Source organism: Algirhabdus cladophorae, assembly GCF_044772865.1.
GTDB lineage: Bacteria > Pseudomonadota > Alphaproteobacteria > Rhodobacterales > Rhodobacteraceae > Algirhabdus > Algirhabdus cladophorae.
Window position 1 is genome coordinate 1,668,771 of sequence record NZ_CP173029.1, and the last position, 18,349, is coordinate 1,687,119.

The 18,349-nt window shown below is 55.9% G+C and carries 15 protein-coding genes; 4 read left to right on the forward strand and 11 right to left on the reverse strand.

What is annotated here, in order from left to right:
- Positions 1–40 precede the first annotated feature (40 nt).
- A complete protein-coding gene (locus ACIRQ6_RS08005; RefSeq protein ID WP_420863604.1) occupies positions 41–568 on the reverse strand; it encodes a component of SufBCD complex in 528 nt (175 codons plus the stop codon).
- 126 nt (positions 569–694) lie between these two features.
- On the opposite strand from ACIRQ6_RS08005, the gene hemB reads away from it, so the two are divergent.
- The 3 genes from hemB (at position 695) to ACIRQ6_RS08020 (ending at position 2,949) form a co-directional block, all read left to right on the forward strand.
- A complete protein-coding gene (gene hemB, locus ACIRQ6_RS08010) occupies positions 695–1,690 on the forward strand; it encodes a porphobilinogen synthase (RefSeq protein WP_420863605.1) in 996 nt (331 codons plus the stop codon).
- 116 nt (positions 1,691–1,806) lie between these two features.
- On the forward strand, positions 1,807–2,367 hold the full coding sequence (locus tag ACIRQ6_RS08015) for a YSC84-related protein (protein ID WP_420863606.1): 561 nt from the start codon (positions 1,807–1,809) through the stop codon (positions 2,365–2,367).
- Positions 2,368–2,475: 108 nt separating this feature from the next.
- The gene (locus ACIRQ6_RS08020) at positions 2,476–2,949 is read left to right on the forward strand and encodes a hypothetical protein (protein WP_420863607.1); all 474 of its coding nucleotides are present in this window, start codon (positions 2,476–2,478) and stop codon (positions 2,947–2,949) included.
- Positions 2,950–2,960: 11 nt separating this feature from the next.
- Here ACIRQ6_RS08020 and ACIRQ6_RS08025 read toward each other — a convergent pair whose 3' ends face one another.
- A complete protein-coding gene (locus ACIRQ6_RS08025) occupies positions 2,961–3,833 on the reverse strand; it encodes an NAD(P)-dependent oxidoreductase (protein ID WP_420863608.1) in 873 nt (290 codons plus the stop codon).
- 133 nt (positions 3,834–3,966) lie between these two features.
- On the opposite strand from ACIRQ6_RS08025, the gene ACIRQ6_RS08030 reads away from it, so the two are divergent.
- A complete protein-coding gene (locus ACIRQ6_RS08030; protein WP_420863609.1) occupies positions 3,967–6,432 on the forward strand; it encodes a penicillin acylase family protein in 2,466 nt (821 codons plus the stop codon).
- 18 nt (positions 6,433–6,450) lie between these two features.
- On the opposite strand, the gene hflX is transcribed toward ACIRQ6_RS08030, so the two are convergent.
- From hflX to dusB, 9 genes are all read right to left on the reverse strand, one after another.
- A complete protein-coding gene (gene hflX, locus ACIRQ6_RS08035; protein WP_420863880.1) occupies positions 6,451–7,722 on the reverse strand; it encodes a GTPase HflX in 1,272 nt (423 codons plus the stop codon).
- An 8-nt stretch (positions 7,723–7,730) separates the two neighbouring features.
- On the reverse strand, positions 7,731–7,967 hold the full coding sequence (hfq, locus tag ACIRQ6_RS08040) for an RNA chaperone Hfq (protein ID WP_420863610.1): 237 nt from the start codon (positions 7,965–7,967) through the stop codon (positions 7,731–7,733).
- 117 nt (positions 7,968–8,084) lie between these two features.
- Positions 8,085–9,590: a TrkH family potassium uptake protein gene (locus tag ACIRQ6_RS08045; protein WP_420863611.1), complete on the reverse strand. Its 1,506-nt coding sequence runs from the start codon at positions 9,588–9,590 to the stop codon at positions 8,085–8,087.
- Between the two features lie 11 nt (positions 9,591–9,601).
- Positions 9,602–10,978 carry a Trk system potassium transporter TrkA gene (gene trkA / locus ACIRQ6_RS08050; RefSeq protein ID WP_420863612.1) on the reverse strand — a complete coding sequence of 459 codons (1,377 nt, stop codon included), beginning with the start codon at positions 10,976–10,978 and terminating at the stop codon, positions 9,602–9,604.
- A 68-nt stretch (positions 10,979–11,046) separates the two neighbouring features.
- Positions 11,047–12,456 (reverse strand): sigma-54-dependent transcriptional regulator, encoded by a 1,410-nt coding sequence (locus ACIRQ6_RS08055; protein WP_420863613.1) that lies wholly within the window; start codon positions 12,454–12,456, stop codon positions 11,047–11,049.
- A gap of 7 nt (positions 12,457–12,463) precedes the next feature.
- Positions 12,464–14,716, reverse strand: a complete 2,253-nt coding sequence (locus ACIRQ6_RS08060; RefSeq protein WP_420863881.1) for an ATP-binding protein — start codon at positions 14,714–14,716, stop codon at positions 12,464–12,466.
- Positions 14,717–14,836: 120 nt separating this feature from the next.
- Complete coding sequence (locus ACIRQ6_RS08065) at positions 14,837–16,201, reverse strand: response regulator (protein WP_420863614.1); 1,365 nt, start codon at positions 16,199–16,201, stop codon at positions 14,837–14,839.
- Positions 16,201–17,304, reverse strand: coding sequence for a two-component system sensor histidine kinase NtrB (locus ACIRQ6_RS08070; protein ID WP_420863615.1), 1,104 nt, complete (start codon positions 17,302–17,304; stop codon positions 16,201–16,203). Before ACIRQ6_RS08070 ends, ACIRQ6_RS08065 begins: the two co-directional genes overlap by 1 nt.
- A complete protein-coding gene (gene dusB, locus ACIRQ6_RS08075) occupies positions 17,301–18,281 on the reverse strand; it encodes a tRNA dihydrouridine synthase DusB (protein WP_420863616.1) in 981 nt (326 codons plus the stop codon). The genes ACIRQ6_RS08070 and dusB overlap by 4 nt, the downstream gene beginning before the upstream one ends.
- Positions 18,282–18,349 lie beyond the last annotated feature (68 nt).

Consider the following 18,349-nt stretch of genomic DNA (forward strand, 5'->3'; position numbering starts at 1 on the left):
ACGTGTAGCTACCGCGATGGCGTGCCGCGTCAACCCCCGTTTAGCCGCCAAGCGCCCCGGCGGTCATATTCTGGTACATGCCCCACATAGCCGTCACAAAGATCGACAAAACCCCAATCAACTGGGTGAAAAAGCGATGCTTGGTCATGCGCTGGCGCAGCGCCTCTCCCCGCAGGCCTTGGGTGCTGATCAACCGCGAGGTCGAGATCGACATCAACGCAACGATGGACATGGGAAAGGCCAACAAAAACACTGCTTGGGCAAATTCGACACCGTAGAAAAATCCCAAAAGCCCTAACCCAGTGAGGAAAAAACATGAAAAGCCTAGCAACCAAAGGCCAGACACTGTGCCGATATAGACCAACCGATTGGTGTTGATCCGCACCAGATCCTCGAGGTCGAGTTCGGCTTGCCCGCCATGACGACGTGCGCGCAAGACCAGATCAAACGGGACGCCCAAAACCCAATGGCTGGCCGAGGACCAGACAACAGCCAAAGCAATCCAATACCACAGATTGGAAAAGCTGCGCATATCGATCAGCTCTATGACGGTTGTATACCAATCCAATGGTTTGCTCTTTGCCTGTTGTTTGTTTTTCGCACATTAGTCTGGTCCACGGAAAATGCCCAGCCCCTTGAGAAGTCTAAAAATAAATGTCAGCAATGGCGTAAAGTAAGATCAAGGACCTGCCTTATGACCCCCACTGTTGCCCCCTTTCCAACTGCGCGCTTTCGCAGGTTACGCCGCTTTGATGCATTGCGCCGTTTGGCTGGGGAAACGCAGCTGAGTGTCGATGACTTGATCTGGCCTGTGTTCGTCACCGAAGGTCGCAACACGCGCACGCCAATCCCTTCGATGCCCGGGGTCGAACGCCTTAGCATTGATCTGTTGGTCGAGGCTGCGCACAAGGCCGCTGATCTGGGAATTCCAGCGATTTGTGTGTTTCCTTACACGGATCCCGCCCTAAAAACCGAGCTGTGTGAAGAGGCGTGGAACCCTGACAATCTGTCCAACCGCGCCATTCGCGCGATCAAAACGGCGGTGCCCGAGATTGCTGTGATGACGGATGTGGCGCTGGATCCTTATAATATCAACGGGCACGACGGTATCGTGCGCGATGGTGTGATTTTGAACGACGAAAGTGTTGAGGCTTTGGTCAAAATGTCTTTGGCCCAAGCCGAGGCTGGGGCAGACATCTTGGGCCCCTCGGATATGATGGATGGGCGCATTGGGGCGATGCGGGCTGTCCTAGAGGGTGCGGGTCACAAGGATGTCGCGATCCTGAGTTACGCGGCAAAATACGCCAGTGCGTATTACGGGCCGTTTCGCGATGCGGTTGGGGCCTCTGGCGCTTTGAAAGGCGACAAGAAAACCTATCAAATGAACCCGGCCAATTCCGATGAGGCCATGCGCCTGATTCAACGCGACCTGCAAGAAGGTGCTGACATGGTTATGGTTAAACCGGGCCAGCCCTATCTGGACATTTGCCACCGGGTGAAGTCTCAATTTGGCGTGCCGACCTATGCCTATCAGGTTTCAGGTGAATATGCGATGATCGAGGCCGCAGCGGCCAATGGTTGGATCGACGGCGAAAAGGTTATGCTAGAAAGCCTCATGGCCTTCAAACGGGCCGGATGTGACGGGGTTCTGACCTATTTTGCCCCACGGGTTGCTGCCCTATTGGCCTAGGCAGATCTGCGCCGAAAAGCGTCGCAGCAAATGCATGACAATCTTTGTTGGACGCTGTATACTGTATCGAAACGGGGCGCAGACCTCATATAAACGGCAGTACAAAGGCAAAACTTATGACCCATCCAAATAGACGTGTGTTCACTTTTGGCGCGCTCGCGGCCCTTCCTGTGTTGGCGGCGTGCGGCAACGGCGTTGGCAGCAATGGCGCGCAGACCATCGATGCGCGCGTTGATGCGACGCTCAATTACATGTACAACGAATTTCCCGGCACCGTTGATCTAAGCAACAAAGCTTCGGGCATGTTGGTGATGCCATTGGTCACCGAAGCTGGCTTTGGTGTAGGCGGCGCATTTGGACGTGGCGCGTTGCGCGTGGGCGATGTGACCGTGGACTATTATTCCAACACAAAGGCCAATATCGGCCTGCAAATTGGCGCACAGCAATACGCCCATGTCCTGTTCTTTATGACGCAAGACGCCCTGACAAATTTCCGCCGTTCAAACGGTTGGGCCGCTGGTGCAGATCTGGAATATGCTGTGAATGACCAAGGCGAGACTTTGCGGGCGGAAACAACCACGTCTCTGGCACCTGTTATCGCCGTTGTCTTTGGGCAGGCGGGATTGCGACTGGGGGCTACGTTGGAAGGCACGAAATACACCCGCATTATTCCCTAAAGACGGCATCAGGGTCATATCCTTTACGAACTCAGCACGTAGTTTGACGCCTTAAAATCGCCAAACTGCGGCTGTAAGCTTGCCCCAACCACTTTTGAGGACAGCCCTATGTTTGAGACATCTCCCACATTTGACCAAAAGCCCGTATTGGGTGTGATCGGGTTCTTTGTCGGCGCTGCTGCTATTTTATTGGTGTTGATCCACTTTTGGGCTGGCCCGTTTGCGCCGCAGCAACCTGCTGGCGTAACGCTGGGCGAACTGGCTGGCGACATTGCCAAAAACGCTGCGCGCAAGGCCATTGGGCTAGACCCTGCGGAACAGGACCTTATCCCGCAGGTTTGGGATATCGATCGCTATTTAGAAATCATCGCCCCTATCTTGGCAGGCTTGGCTGGGATTTTTGGCGTGGCTGGCCTCGTTTGCAATGAAAAATGGCGCTTTTCTGGGGCCGCCATTTTGTTTGCGGTCGTGGCGGTTGTGTTCCAACTATTCGCCTTCACCATCCTGATGCTGGTGGGGGTGTTGTTGATCTATGCAATCCTATCCAGCCTCAATCTTGGCAGCCTCGTCGGCTTGGATTAGCGCCCTTACGACTATCCCATCGCTCGCAATCGTTTGATCAGGCTGGAGGTATCCCAACGCCCGCCGCCCTGCTTTTGCACATCCTTATAGAATTGATCCACAAGGGCCGTCACGGGCAGGCTCGCGCCGTTTTCATTGGCGGTTTGCAAACAAATCCCCAGATCCTTGCGCATCCAATCCACTGCAAAACCATGGTTGAACTCGTCGTCCAGCATCGTCTCATAGCGGTTTGACATCTGCCAACTGCCCGCGGCACCGGCTTGGATCACTTCGACCACAGCTTTGCCATCCAGCCCTGCTTTTTCGGCGAAATGCAGACCCTCAGACAGGCCTTGGACCAATCCTGCGATGCAGATTTGGTTGACCATTTTGGTTAGCTGACCCGCACCGCTTTCACCGAGGCGCTTGCACACCTTGGCATATATTTCCATGATCGGTTCGGCGCGTGCATAGGCCCCTTCATCACCGCCACACATGATCCCCAACTGACCGTTTTCTGCGCCGGCTTGCCCCCCTGAGACAGGCGCGTCGACAAAACTAACTTGCTGCGCGTCAGCCGCTGCATAAAGCTCGCGGGTCACCGCAGCAGACACCGTAGTGTGATCAACAAAGCAAGTGCCCGCAGCCATACCCGCCAGCGCGCCGTTTTCCCCAAGCACGACAGACCGCAGATCATCGTCGTTACCAACACAAGACATCACAAAATCTGCACCGGTGGCGGCTTCGCGCGGTGTCGCGGCAAATGCTCCACCATGTTCAGCAGCCCATTTTTCTGCCTTGGCCGTTGTGCGATTATAGACGGTCACAGAATGTCCAGCGGCCTGCAAATGCCCCGCCATCGGATAGCCCATGACCCCTAAACCCAAAAATGCGATATTTGCCATGTTGATATCCCCCTTGCATCTGATGCAGATAATACGTCTTACCTAAGGCGCGGTTTGCGGCCTTACTTTGAACGGGCAGACCCTAACGAACCAGACACCGAGGTCAACTGCGGGGTCAACAAAAGGAACTGGCATGCGCACTGTCTTTATTTGGCTTTTTCGACTGACGGTTGTGGCCTTTGGTTTGGTGGCGATTGCGGGGGTGCTGGCTTCGTATTTTGCCACGCGCTCGATCCCGGATTACAACGCGCGTTTGATCGTGCCGGGCATCAGCGCCGAGGTCGAGATCGTGCGCGACAACGCCAATGTGCCCCATATTCTTGGCAGTACGGATACGGACAGTTTTTTCGGTTTGGGCTATGCCCATGCCCAAGACCGCATGTGGCAGATGATTATGCTGCGCCGCACGGTTCAGGGCCGCCTGTCCGAAGTGTTCGGCGCCCGCACATTGCCAATTGACAGGTTGATGCGCCGCTTGGATCTTTATGCCCTGTCAGTGCAATCGGTTATAGTGCAGGATCCTGCAGCCCGCGATGCGTTGCAGGCCTATGCGGCCGGTGTGAACACCCGTTTGCAAGAAGTCAGCCAAGAGGCGCTTGGCCGTGGCGCGCCAGAATTGTTCCTGTTTTCCAATCGCATTGCCCCGTGGCAGCCTGCAGACAGTCTGGCGATCATCAAATTGATGGCGCTGCAACTGTCCTCGCATCTTGAGCTAGAGGTTCTGACCGCCCGCGCCTCATTGGTTCTAGAGGAAGGCAGGCTGCGTGATTTGATCCCTGATGCTGTGGGATCCGGTGTGGCAGCCCTGCCCCCCTATGCGAGCCTTCAACCGGGTCTACCCCGCTTTGCCGAAAGCACCCCGCTGCCGGATCACCCCTTGTCACCGTTCAAACAGCGCGCCTTTGCCAGTGCGTCCAACGCGTGGGCCGCAGCCCCTGCGCGATCCGCTGCAGGGGGCACTTTGCTGGCCAATGATCCGCACTTGGGCTTTACTGCGCCAACCATTTGGTATCTGGCGCGGCTCAACCTCAGCACGGGTGGAGTGATTGGCGGCACAATCCCCGGTTTGCCCCTGATTATGTCCGGCCGGAGCAATGATTTGGGCTGGGGCCTGACCTCGGCCTATGCTGACGATCAAGACGTGTTCTTGGAACAGCTTAATCCAGAAAATGAAAATGAGTATCTGACCCCAAACGGCTACAAACCCTTTGTGTCGCGCCCCTCCATTATCGAGGTAAAAGATCAAGCCTCGGAAACCCTGACCCTAAAATGGAGCGAGAACGGCCCCATCCTGCCCCCCGAACATTACAGTCTGGGCACGATCACCCGCCCCGGTTTTGTCACCTCAGTTGCGTGGACTGCGCTCAGCCCCACAGACACATCCTTCAGTGCAGGGCTTGCCATGATGAAAGCACCCAACATCGAAGGGGCCTTGGCTGCGATGGAACGGTTTGTAGCGCCTGCGCAAAATCTGACGCTGGCTGATGCGAACGGCATTGCCCTGAAAACCGTGGGGGCGTTGCCTGCGCGCGATGCGCGCCACCAAACCCAAGGACGCATGCCCAGCCCCGGTTGGATCACCTCAAACCGCTGGCAAGGTCGGCTGCCCTACCGCACCAACCCTGAATTTCTAACGCCGGAGGGCGGGATCTTGGGCAATACCAATAACAAAGTGATTGATCGCCCATTTCCGGAACACGTCAGTTTCTATTATTCAGACAACCAGCGGATTTTGCGCTGGCGTCGTTTGATGCAAAACCGGTCCGTGCATACGCGCGACAGTTTCATCGAGGCCCAGTTGGACACGGTGTCAAACACTGCCGTCACGCTGCTGTCCCTGATCGGGGCAGAGCTGTGGTTTGCAGACGCGGCCGCCCCTGCGGGCACGCCGGAACGTCAACGCCAGATCGCACTTTCGATGCTGGCCAGTTGGAACGGCGAAATGAACGAACATATGCCCGAGCCTTTGATTTACGCGGCTTGGGTGCGCGCATTGCAGGCCCGTTTGATCGCGGACGAATTGGGGCCCTTGGCCGCCGAATTCACACAATTGGAACCGTTGTTCATCGAACGCGTGTTCCGCGATATTGAAGGGGCCAGCGCGTGGTGCGATGTTTTGCAATCCTCCCCCGTCGAGACCTGCGCGGATATTGCGCGACTGGCCCTTGATGATGCACTGGTCTGGACCGCTGAACGCTATGGCACCGCCCTTGAAAGCCTGCGTTGGGGCGATGCCCATGTGGCGACCCACGATCACCAAGTCCTCGGCGCGACACCGATCCTGAAATGGTTCGTCAACATTCGCCAATCCACCTCTGGCGGCGACAACACCCTGCAACGCGGGCGTACAATTGGCACAGGGCCTGATCCGTTTTTGAACGTGCACGGTGCGGCCTATCGCGGTGTCTATGATTTTGCCGACCCTGACAGTTCGGTGTTTGTGACCTCTACGGGCCAATCAGGCCATCCCCTCAGCCGGTATTACGATGATCTGGGCGAGTTGTGGCGGCGCGGCGAATACATCCCGATGTCTTTGGATGTGGATCTGGCACGGGCTGCGCAGGCAGGCACAACGGTGTTGGAACCTGCGCCTCAGTAGGGGCTGCGCATCAGGCTGTTATAGCCGTTCAAACTGGGCAGCTTGCCTTTGGGTCCAAGTCACGGTCAGATGAAATCCATTTTCGTCTTGGGTTTCATCCTCGACGATACCTTCCGCAAAGAGCCACGCACGCTGTTTGCCTTGGGAAAACGCCAAATCCAGCACCAGCGTTTCTTTTGGATCATCAATCAGTTCAGCAATGCGGGCAAACAGCTGGTCCATACCATCGCCGTTCAGGGCCGAGATCGCTAACACATCCTCGCGCCGCCCTACGGCCTTTTCCATACCGGCGCGGTCGTCCTCGGGCAGTTGATCGATCTTGTTCCACACCTCAAGACGCGCGGCTTCTTCGGCCACACCAAGGGCCGCAAGGATGGTTTCCACATCGCGCGCTTGGCCTTCGGTTTCGGCGTGACTGATGTCGCGCACATGTAAGATAAGATCAGCGTCCAGCACTTCTTCCAATGTGGCGCGAAACGCGGCGACCAATTGAGTCGGCAGATCAGAGATAAACCCAACAGTATCAGACAAGATAATATCGTGGCCCGACGGCAGCGTCACACTGCGCATGGTCGGATCTAGCGTGGCAAAGAGCATGTCCTTGGCCAGCACATCCGCCCCCGTTGCCCGGTTGAACAGGGTCGATTTACCGGCGTTGGTGTAGCCTACCAAGGCCACCACGGGATAGGGCACTTTGGCCCGGCTGGCGCGGTGTAGCGCTCGGGTCTTTTCGACCTTGCCCAGTTGTTTGCGCAGGCGGTTAAGCTGTTCATCAATGGCGCGACGGTCCGCTTCGATTTGGGTCTCGCCAGGACCGCCCACAAAGCCCAAACCACCACGCTGGCGTTCAAGGTGTGTCCAAGCCCGGACAAGGCGTGTGCGCTGATAGGTCAAGGCGGCCATTTCGACCTGCAACACACCTTCGCGGGTGCGCGCGCGATCACTGAAGATTTCCAAGATCAATCCAGTGCGGTCGAGGATTTTAACCCCCCAATCCTTTTCCAGATTGCGCTGCTGTACAGGTGTGACAGGTCCGTCGATCAAAACCAGCTCGATCTCGGCATCATGAAACACTGTCTTTAGCTCTTCGATCTTGCCTTTGCCAAACAGTTTGCCCGGCTGGATCTTGGGCAGGCGCACAGCGTCGCCCCCCTGCACCTCAAGGCCCGGCAAAGCACCAGCCAGCGAAATGGCCTCGGCCAAAGCGTCGCCTGCGTCCCGTCGGATACGGTCCGAGGTTATATCAGGATGAAGGACCCACGCGCGCGTAACGGGCGGGGCGTGTTCAATGAGATCGTTCAGGCTTCTTCACCGTCATAAAGGCTGATCGGTGTGGATGGCATAATCGTCGAAATGGCGTGTTTATACACCAGTTGGGATTGCCCATCACGCCGCAACAGCACGCAGAAGTTGTCAAACCACGTGATAACACCTTGCAATTTCACACCGTTAATCAGGAAAACTGTCACAGGTACCTTTGTTTTGCGCACATGGTTCAGAAATGCGTCTTGCAGGTTTTGTTTGTCCCCGGCCATAGCCACGATCCTTTTTTGTTTTTATTGCTTTTGGGGGTCGACCCCTGACTTCGGGTAATATGTCTTGGCTTTTGCGGGTTTTCCACCCCCAAAATGCCGCAAGTCTGTGATGCCGCGTTATCCTCGCCAAAACTCGGGGTTGAGAAGGGCGATCAGGGCCAAGGCTTCTAACCGTCCAAGGACCATAGCCCCTGTCAGAATTAATTTCGCACTGTCTGGAATGCCCGCGTAGGAAATGGGTAACTCTGCGGCCACCGAGGCCAGCGGACCCGCATTAGACATTGCCGCAACCGTCAAGACCATGGATGTTTCAAATTGCAGCCCCGTCAGGGACAAGGCCAACATGCAAGCGGCCAAACATAGCGCAAAGATCATTGCAAAAACCCACGCAATAAACGCACCCTGCCGCCTGATTTGACGTGATTGTGCGCCAGTGGTCGATATCGACGAAGGATGCACAAGGCGTTCCACCTCGCGGGTGCCGTGTTTATAAAGCGCGTAGATCCTGAGTAACTTGACGCCACCGGCCGTCGTGGCCACACCGCCCCCGATGATCGCAAGACCCAGCAATACCAGCCCCGGTGTAGGCAAACCGGACCAATTGCGCGCAGCTTCCCAACTGCTGCTTTCGAACCCTGTTGTGGTCAGGAAAGACAAAACCGTGAAGATTGACCCCCACAGAGCCAGCACCGCTTCGCTAAAGTTGTCCTGCGCATCCACATCTATCGCGCCAACGAAATGCCGCAAGAACAGCATTGCCGACACCCCGACCACCAGCAAAGTGGCCAGTTGTACTTCGGGATCTTGGCGCAGCTGTGGCCATGAGACGTGCTGACCATCGGTGGTGAATGTCAGACGGGAGACGGCTAGGAACATCATAAAAAACAACAACAGCTCGCCTGCAAAGCCCGAGTTGGCATTTTGCAGACCGCCGATGGCGCTGATCCCGCTTGAGGACATGACTGACATAGCATGGGTGATCGCCACCAGCCCCGGATCGCCAAAGGCCCACAACAAAAAGGCTATCGCTGCACTGAGCCCTACATAAAGTGGTGCCAAATGAACCGTATGACGCATCAACCGCACGGCGGGGCTGGCTGCGCTGTGTTGATTGCTGGTATCCAACAACCCACTGCCAGCCTCTGTTTGAGTGGTTAATTCAAAGCCACCCAAATTGAGCGGTGCCAAGATAGCCACAGCCGCCAACCACAACAAAAAGCCCCCCAGCCAGCCCACCAGAGCCCGCCAAAGGTGCAAGGCGGGCACCAACCGAGACGGATCATCAAAAACGGTGGCGCCCGTTGTGGTAAAGCTGGACAACATCTCGAAGTAGGCATTGACGAAGGTGGTGGTCTCGAGACCCTCGTAAAACGGCACGGCCATCACTACAGGCAAGCCGATATAGGCCGCTACCAAAGCCACGATTTGGCGACGGTTAGAAGCACTGCGCGGGTTGCTGCGCACGGCCACCGAAATCAACAAAAGCAGGATCAGCAGCAGCGTCGCCCCGTAAAAGAACGCGCGGGCCACGTGCATGTCACGGCTGCTGAAGGCCACAATCGCAGGCACATACATGGCCACCGCAACGACGCCGCACAGCACCAGCAACAACGGCTGACGCATCAACCACTGGCTCAAAAGAAGTCGATCGAGACCTGCAAAAGTTGCTCGACCTCCCGGATGTCTTTGCTCAGGGCAAACAGTGTGATCACGTCGCCTTCGTTGATCCGCGTTTGTGATGTGGGGCGGATAACCTCGCCACCTTGCAAAATCGCCCCGACCAGAACGCCTTCAGGGAAATCGATCTCACCGATTTTCTTACCTGCTATGTTTGAGGTCGACATGATTTGCGCTTCGATTACTTCAGCCTCAGCGTCGCCCACGGAATAGACCCCGCGCACACGGCCCTGCCGGATGTGGCGCAAGATCGAACTTACGGTTGTGGCCCGGGGGTTGATATAGGCGTCGATATTAAGCGTGCTCATCAAGGGGGTCAGAGTTGGGTCATTGACCAGACAAATCGCCATAGGACAGCCATTCGCCTTGGCCCGTACAGCCGCCAGAATGTTCGTTTTGTCGTCATCGGTAACGCATAGAACTGCATCGGCGCGGTCGATGTTTGCCTCTTTCAACAAGGCCTTGTCCAAGCCATCGCCGTGCAAGACCACCGTGCGTTCGAGGGCATCGGCGGCCCGTTCGGCACAGGGGCGATTACGTTCGATCATTTTGGCGCGGATCCGGTCGGCGCGTTTTTCCAACGCGTCCGCCACAGCCAAGCCGACGTTCCCACCACCAATGATGACAACGCGCTCTTGTTTGGAGGTGATTTTGCCAAAGATTTCCAAGGCCCGTTTGACGTCATCCTTGTGAGAAAAGAAATAACACTCATCACCAGGGAAAAGCTGGTCATTGGCCTCGGGCGCAAACAAAACACCATCGCGCCGGATGCCAACCACCATGGCCCGCAGGGTAGAAAACAAGTCGGTCAGTTGGCGCAGCGGCGTGTTTACGACGGGGCAATCGTCATCAATCACAATGCCCAAGAACTTGGCCCCACCGGCCAAAAAGCTTTCTGTGTCGAAGGCTGCAGGGGCTGCAAGCCGTTGCAAAGCGGCCTCGGCCACTTCTTTTTCAGGGCTGATCACCACGTCAATGGGCAAGTGATCACGCCGGTAAAGATCGGCGTAAATGGCATCCAAATAGGATTGTGCTCGCAACCGCGCCACTTTGCGCGGGATCGAAAACACCGAATGGGCCACTTGGCAAGTGACCATGTTGACCTCATCCGAATAGGTCGCAGCGATAATCATATCCGCGTCATCGGCCCCTGCCCGCTTGAGGATGTCAGGATAGCTGGCAAAACCCGCAATGCCTTGCACGTCCAACGCTTCGGTCGCTTGGCGCACAAGATCTGCGTTTTGATCCACCACAGTGACGTCGTTCTTCTCGCTGGCCAATTGTCGGGCAATTTGCCACCCTACTTGTCCAGCGCCACAAATGATCACTTTCATTCAGCGTTCCTTTGCCGATCAGACGCGATATCTGACATAGGGCACAGAAGGGGTCAATCGCGCCGCTATCAATCTGCGTCTTCGTGTTGCTCTTCTACATAGGCCACGCGGCCGCCTGATTTGTTCGAGGTCACAACGCCCAGTGATTTGAGTTTGCGGTGCAAGGCCGACCGTTCCATGCCAACAAAACTGGCCGTCCGACTGATATTGCCGCCAAACCTATTAATCTGGGTCAACAGGTATTCGCGTTCAAACAATTCACGGGCCTCGCGCAGTGGCAAGGTGGCCAAAGTGCTGGACATTGCCAGCCCAGAGGCACTGTCATCACTGGTCTGTTGTTGTGGTAGTTCTTCGGCGGTGATGTCCTCCGTCCCATCACCAAGGATTAACACCCGTTCAACCATGTTACGCAATTGTCTGACATTTCCGGGCCACAACATAGTTTGCAAGGCTGCCTGAGCATTCTCGGAAATGCCACGCGCCGCAAGGCCTTGGGTCGCATTCAGTTCAGCGATGAAATAATGCGCCAACTCCGGGATATCCTCGCGCCGCTCGTCCAAACCAGGCACGGGGATCGGCACAACGTTTAACCGGTGAAACAGCTCTTCTCGGAACCGTTCTGCTTTAATTTCTTCTTCTAGGTCTTTGTTAGTGCTAGATATTACCCGAAAATCGACGCTGACTTTCTCGGATCCACCGACCCGTTGAAACTTTTGATCAACCAAGACCCTGAGGATCTTGGATTGAGTGCCAAGCGGCATATCCGCCACTTCGTCAAAATAGAGGATGCCGCCATTTGCTTCGTCCAACAGACCTTTTTCAACGCCTTTGGAACCTTCGGAACCAAACAACACCTCTTCCATTTTTTCGGGTGTAATCGTGGCCGAACTGACGCAAACAAAGGGGGCATCGGCACGGTTAGAATTTGTATGGATATAGCGCGCAGCCACTTCTTTACCGGATCCAGCGGGCCCCGTCAGCATCACCCGGCCATTGGATTTAGTCACCTTATCCAGCTGCGATTTGAGGGTTTTGATGACCGCTGAACTGCCGATCATTTGATGCGACGGGCCATCCTTGCGCCGCAGTTCGGTGTTTTCGCGCCGCAAACGCGAGGTTTCCATTGCCCGTTTGATCACAACCATTAGCTGATCGATGTTGAACGGCTTTTCGATGAAATCATAGGCGCCTTGTTTGATGGCAGCGACCGCAATTTCGATGTTCCCATGGCCTGAAATGATCACACAAGGCACGTCAGGATAATCCCGCTTGACCACTTTCAGAATATCAATGCCGTCCATATTGCTGTCTTTGAGCCAGATATCGAGGATCATCAAAGCCGGCTTTTCCGCCTCAAGCGTGTCGATACATTCTGTGGAATTTGCCGCAAGACGGGTCTCAAAGCCCTCGTCGTTCAGGATCTCGCCGATCAATTCGCGGATGTCGCGCTCGTCGTCTGTAATCAATACGTAACTCATCTCATCCTCACACTGCTTTTTCTTGTTTTGTGTCGTTTTCACTGTCTGTCAGGGGCAAAACGACCGTCGCTAAGGCCCCGAACCGACTGTTCCCCTCAAAAATCGGGGCGTCACTCAGGCTTAGGCTGCCGCCGTGATCCTCGATAATCTTCTTTACGATCGACAGACCTAACCCGGTGCCCTCGCTACGGGTTGTCACATAGGGTTCAAATAGTCTGCTGCGATCCTCTGGCAGGCCGATTCCATTGTCTGCGATTTCTATTGTCACCGTTTCAGGATCATTGCGCAGGCTGATCTGAACCTGCGGTTGATAGCCATCAACGACATCACCGTTTTTCTGATAACTTTCAATGGCTTCTCCGGCGTTCTTAATAAGATTTGTTAAGGCCTGACCAATCATCGTTGCATCAATAAACGCTGTGGGCGCCACATCGGGAATGTCCGTGACCAGCGCCGCATCCAGTGCGTGTTTTTGCAAGGTCACAGCACCGCGCAGCAACTCCGTTATGTTTTCCGGCTTTCGCTGCGGTTCGGGCATGCGCGCAAACTTCGAAAACTCATCAACGATGCGCCGTAAGTCATTGGTTTGACGAATAATAACATCTGTCATCTGTTCGAGGGACGCTTGATCCCCGACTTCGCGACCGAATTTTCGTTTTAACCGCTCCGCACTCAGTTGAATGGGCGTCAGAGGGTTCTTAATCTCATGGGCGATACGCCGCGCCACATCGCCCCACGCCGCCATACGTTGGGCAGCAACCAGATCGGTCACATCGTCAAAAGCCACAACATACCCCTCAAGCGAGCCATCATTGCGCTGCCGCTGTGCCATACGCACCAGCAGGCTTTCGGATGTGCCATCGCGCGCAACTTTGACTTCCGCTGTGGCCACACCACTACGACTGGCGACAACCTTCTCGAACAAAGGACCAAACTCGGGGATCAGTTGATTTAGTGATTGATGTTCCGGGGCTGCGTCAATGTTTAACAATCGTTCGGCGGATTTGTTGGCAAAGGTCACCTGCCCCGTTGGGTCCAACCCAACCACGCCCGAGGTAACCGAGCTGAGCACTGAGTCAAACAGCCTTTGGCGCCGCTCAATCTGGCGCGTACTGTCTAAAAGTGTCTGCCGTTGGCCTTTCAGTTGCCGCGTCATTTGGTTGAAATAGCGCCCCAGCATAGCAATTTCGTCGTCGCCTTGCTCCTCAACAACTTGAACATCCAGATCCCCCAACCCCACTTGTTGGGCAGCCCCAGCCAGTCGGCCCACAGGCCGCGACAGGCGTTCGGCAAACCAAAGCCCCAGCCAGATCGCCGCCAAAATCAAGATCACTGCAAAGCCCAAATACAACAAACCCATGCCAAACAACACGCGACCACGTTCAGATTCCAACTGTTGGTACAGGGCTGCTGTCTGTTGGGTGTCGTCGAGCAGGTTCAAGATCTCGCCATCAACCGTGCGAGAGATATAGAGATAGCGGTCCAGATAGGCCGTCAGAGGCAGCAATGCGCGAAACTCGTTTTGGGGCCAATCTTGGATAATCGTCACGCCGTTTTCGCGCGCCTGGATTAGGTCTTGTTCCGTAGGACGTTCGAAATCAAACAGGTAGCTCCGCTCGCCCCTCGCCCGAATTTCCATACTGCCATCAATCACATAGGCCTCTTTAAGGCCCCTTTGAATGTTGGGTTGCGCGGCGGTCAGCAACTCTCTCAATTCGCTGTCGCCCACGAACAAGGTCGTGGCATTTGCCGCATTTATATAGCTTGCAAGGATTACCGCATCCCGGCGCAGATCGTTGCGATGTTCGGCCTCATAGGCCTCGGCGGCGGCGCGCGAGGCCCCGATCACTGTGCGCACGCGCTCGGAAAACCAGCCCTCGAGACCGATATTGATCGTCAGCCCGGCGAAAACGGCGACCAGAACCGTTGGGATCAGCGCGCAAAGCGCAAACACACCGGTCAGACGCAGGTGCAGCCGCGACCCGGCGGATCGGGCGCGGCGTGCCGCAATCATCCGGGCGACGCGCTGCAACACCAGAGAGGCGACCACCAAAACATAGACCAAATCAACCAGCAGGATCAGGCGCAGGCTAAGACCCACCGAACTATTTTGCAGCGGGCCAAGGGCAAAAAACGTCAAAACAGCCAGAACGGGTCCAAGACATACAATGGCAATGGTCACGCCGTTTTGCACAGACCGTTTGCGGCGCAAACGGCTCAGCCGCTCACCAATGGATGAGGTTGCCTTTCGAGTGGACACCAGTGACACCGGTTCCTCCTGATGTGTTACGGGCCAAAGCCTGCAACGCCGCCTAACTGCGCAATCCTTTTCTACCACAGAGAATCTCTGCGGCATTATCGCCACGCTTGTGTTGCGGTTTTACATCAATTTACGGCGTCGTGTCACGCGAATATCCAAATCGGTGATTTTTTTACGCAAGGTATTGCGGTTGATCCCAAGAAGATCGGCACATTTAGCCTGATTTCCCCCAGTGGCATCAAGGGCGATTTCGATCAACGGCAGCTCAACTTCGCGCAAAATCCGGTTGTATAGCCCTGCAGGCGGCAACACACCGCCGTGCAGATCAAAGTAGCGGCGCAAGTGTTTGTGGACCGAGGCTGACAGCTTTTCACCGGACCCTTTGCCCACGTTGGGTTCCATCGCGGGCTGGTTGCCCAAAAGCAGTTCAACTTGGGCGCGGCTCACATCGGTTTCTGCCGTGGTCAAAACCAGACGGCGAATAGCGTTTTCCAACTGTCTGACATTTCCGGGCCAGCTGTAGGTTCGGATCAGATTCATCGCATCCTCAGAGATACGTTTGATTGGCGTGCCATCACGTTCCGCGCGGGCCAAAAAGTGGTCCGTCAGCAGGGGGATATCATCAACGCGGTCGCGCAAAGCGGGCACATCTAAGGTGACGCCGCCTAGCCGGTAGAACAGATCCTGACGGAATTCACCCAGTTCCATCTGTGCCATTAAATGCGCCTGTGAGGTGGCCATGATGCGCGGCGCCGTATCGCCCAGATTGTCCAGCAAACGCACAATGCGCGCCTGCGCCTCTTGGGTCAGATCGCCAACCTCGTCAAACACCAAGGTACCGCCCTTGGCGCGGGCGGCCAAGGTCGCGGGCCCATCCAAACTTTCCAAGTCCCCGCCACTGGCCACCACGAAAGGCATCGTGCGGCGGTCAGAAAAGTCGTGAATCGCGCGGGCAATCAACGATTTGCCTGTGCCGCTTTCGCCATTGATCAAAACCGCCAGATCGGTGTTCATCACCCGGGCCACCAACCGGTAAAGCGCCTGCATCAACGGCGTGCGTCCCACCAAGGGCAACTCATCCTGTGCGCCTGCCTCAACGGGGCGTTCAATGGGCGCCACGCGTTTAACATCCAGCGCCCGCGCGGCCCGCTTCATCAGATCCGGTAGATCGAAGGGTTTTGGCAGATAATCATAGGCATCTGCTTCTGTCGCTTGGATGGCTGTCATGATTGTGTTTTGTGCGGATATAATGATCACCGGCAAACTTGGGCGCGCCTCGGTGATTTTGGGCAGTGTTTCCAACCCGTTTCCATCGGGCATCATCACATCGGAAATCACCAGATCGCCTTTGCCCTCTTCGACCCAACGCATCAGAGTGACAAGGCTTGATGTTGCATGAACTTTGCAGCCAGCACGGGTCAAAGCTTGGGTCAAAACGGTTCTGATGGTGCGATCATCATCCGCGACAAGAACTGTGCCGTCCATTAGTTGAGCTCCTTTGGTGGTGTTGAAATTTGGCTCTGTGCCTCTTTGGGGGCCACAGGCAAGGATATGCGAAACACGGTTTTGCCCGGCACGCTGTCCACAGCGATCCATCCGTCGTGATCGCCAATAATTTTAGAAACCAACGCAAGACCCAGCCCCGTGCCGTTTTCGCGGCCCGAGACAAAAGGCTCAAAGATATTTGTGGCAATATCAGCAGGCAATCCGGGGCCATTGTCGATGATTTCGATCTTCAGCGGCACGGATGCGCCGCCCAGACCATCTGTGCGCCGCAAGCGCATCGACAGGTCATAATATGTCTTCAGCTCGATCGTGCCACCCTTGATATCGGCTGCTTGGCTGGCGTTCTTCAACAGGTTCAGAATGACCTGCAACAGTTGATCAGCGTCCCCATAGGTGAGCGGCAGGGAGGGATCGTAAGTCTCGATAAACCGCATATGCGCGCCGAACCCCAGCATCGCACTGCGCCGCGCCCGGTCTAAGACGTCGTGAATGTTCACGGGTTTACGATCTGGCGGCTGAACATTGCCGAACTGTTCAACCTGCTCGAGCAGCTTTACGATCCGGCGGCTTTCCTCAACAATCAGATCAGTCATTTCCTGATCTTGTTTGGGCAAATTCATCGACAGCAGCTGGGCCGCACCAGTGATGCCTGCCAGCGGGTTCTTGATCTCATGAGCCAGCATTTCCGCCATGCCGATGGCTGATTTTGCGGCTGACTGAGGGCTTTTCGAGCGGCCCAGTCGCGTGATCAGATCCCGCGCGGAAATCATCACAATCATATAGCCGGGATTATCGCTAAGGGGCGCAATTTGCAGGGTGCTGAGGCAAGGCGGCCCCTCGCCCGACCCCACATCGACGTCATTCACATACAGCACTGTATCATCGGCGCGGGCACGAGAAAACGCATCCTCCAGCGGGGCATCAATGGCGATGCATTCCCAAAAATTTTGGCCTACCATTTGCTTGTAGGACAGATTGAAAAACCCCTCGGAGGCCGGGTTGACCCGTTCGATCACATCGTTTGGATCCACCAGCAGTGCAGGCGTGGGCAAGGACATCCAAAGGGTTTCGTCAAATGTCATGCGGCGACCTCGCCAAAACCTGAAAGGGCGGACGATAACAAACCCGGCACTTGGCCCGGGTCGGCTGTCAAGACCTCTTTGCGCAGGGGGGGTGGTGTTTGGACCTGATCCATGTACCAGCCCAAATGTTTTCGCGCGACGCGCCCGCCCAGCATAGCGCCATAGAATGACAGCATGTTCTGATAATGAGTTTGGACCATCTCAACAAAGGCTGCACCTATGGGCGGGGAAACCCGAGGGGTGTTGTGCAAATCAGCAGCCACTTGGGCCAAAACCCACGGCTGACCCTGTGCACCGCGTCCGATCATGACACCATCCGCATGAGAGGCTGCCAGAGCCTGTCGGGCAGTGGCTGCATCGACAATATCGCCGTTGCATATAACGGGGATATCGACGGCCTCTTTGACCTCGGCGATTTTGGCCCAGTCCGCATGGCCTTTGTAGAACTGACACCGGGTGCGTCCGTGAATTGTGACCATCGCTATTCCAGCCGCCTCGGCGCGCTGGGCAAGGATCGGCGCATTCATCAGGTCATCGTCCCAGCCCAACCGAGTTTTCAAGGTCACTGGGAGTTTCACCGCTGCCACAACCGCCTCGATCAACGTAAGGGCATGGTCCAGATCCTTGAGCAAGGCCGAGCCTGAATAGCCGTTCGTGACCTTTTTGGCGGGGCAGCCCATGTTGATGTCGATCAGCTTTGCACCGTTGGCCTCGACCTGTTTGGCAGCCTCGCCCATCCAATAGGCATCGCGTCCGGCAATTTGTACGGCTGTGTTGGCCACATCAAACCCCAATTCAGCCCGTTCGCGCACGCCAGGTTTGGCCTGAACCATTTCCTGACTTGCCACCATTTCGCTCACCACCAGCCCCGCGCCAAAGCTGCTGACGAGCGTGCGGAACGGTAAATCCGTGATCCCGGCCAAAGGGGCCAGAAAAACTGGCGGGTCCAGTGTGATATGTGCCAACGAGACGGCCAAGCGGGTCAAACTTTCCTAATTTCTGTGCAGATACTTAGCTGTGGCTAAGAAAAGTGCACTTCAAGAGC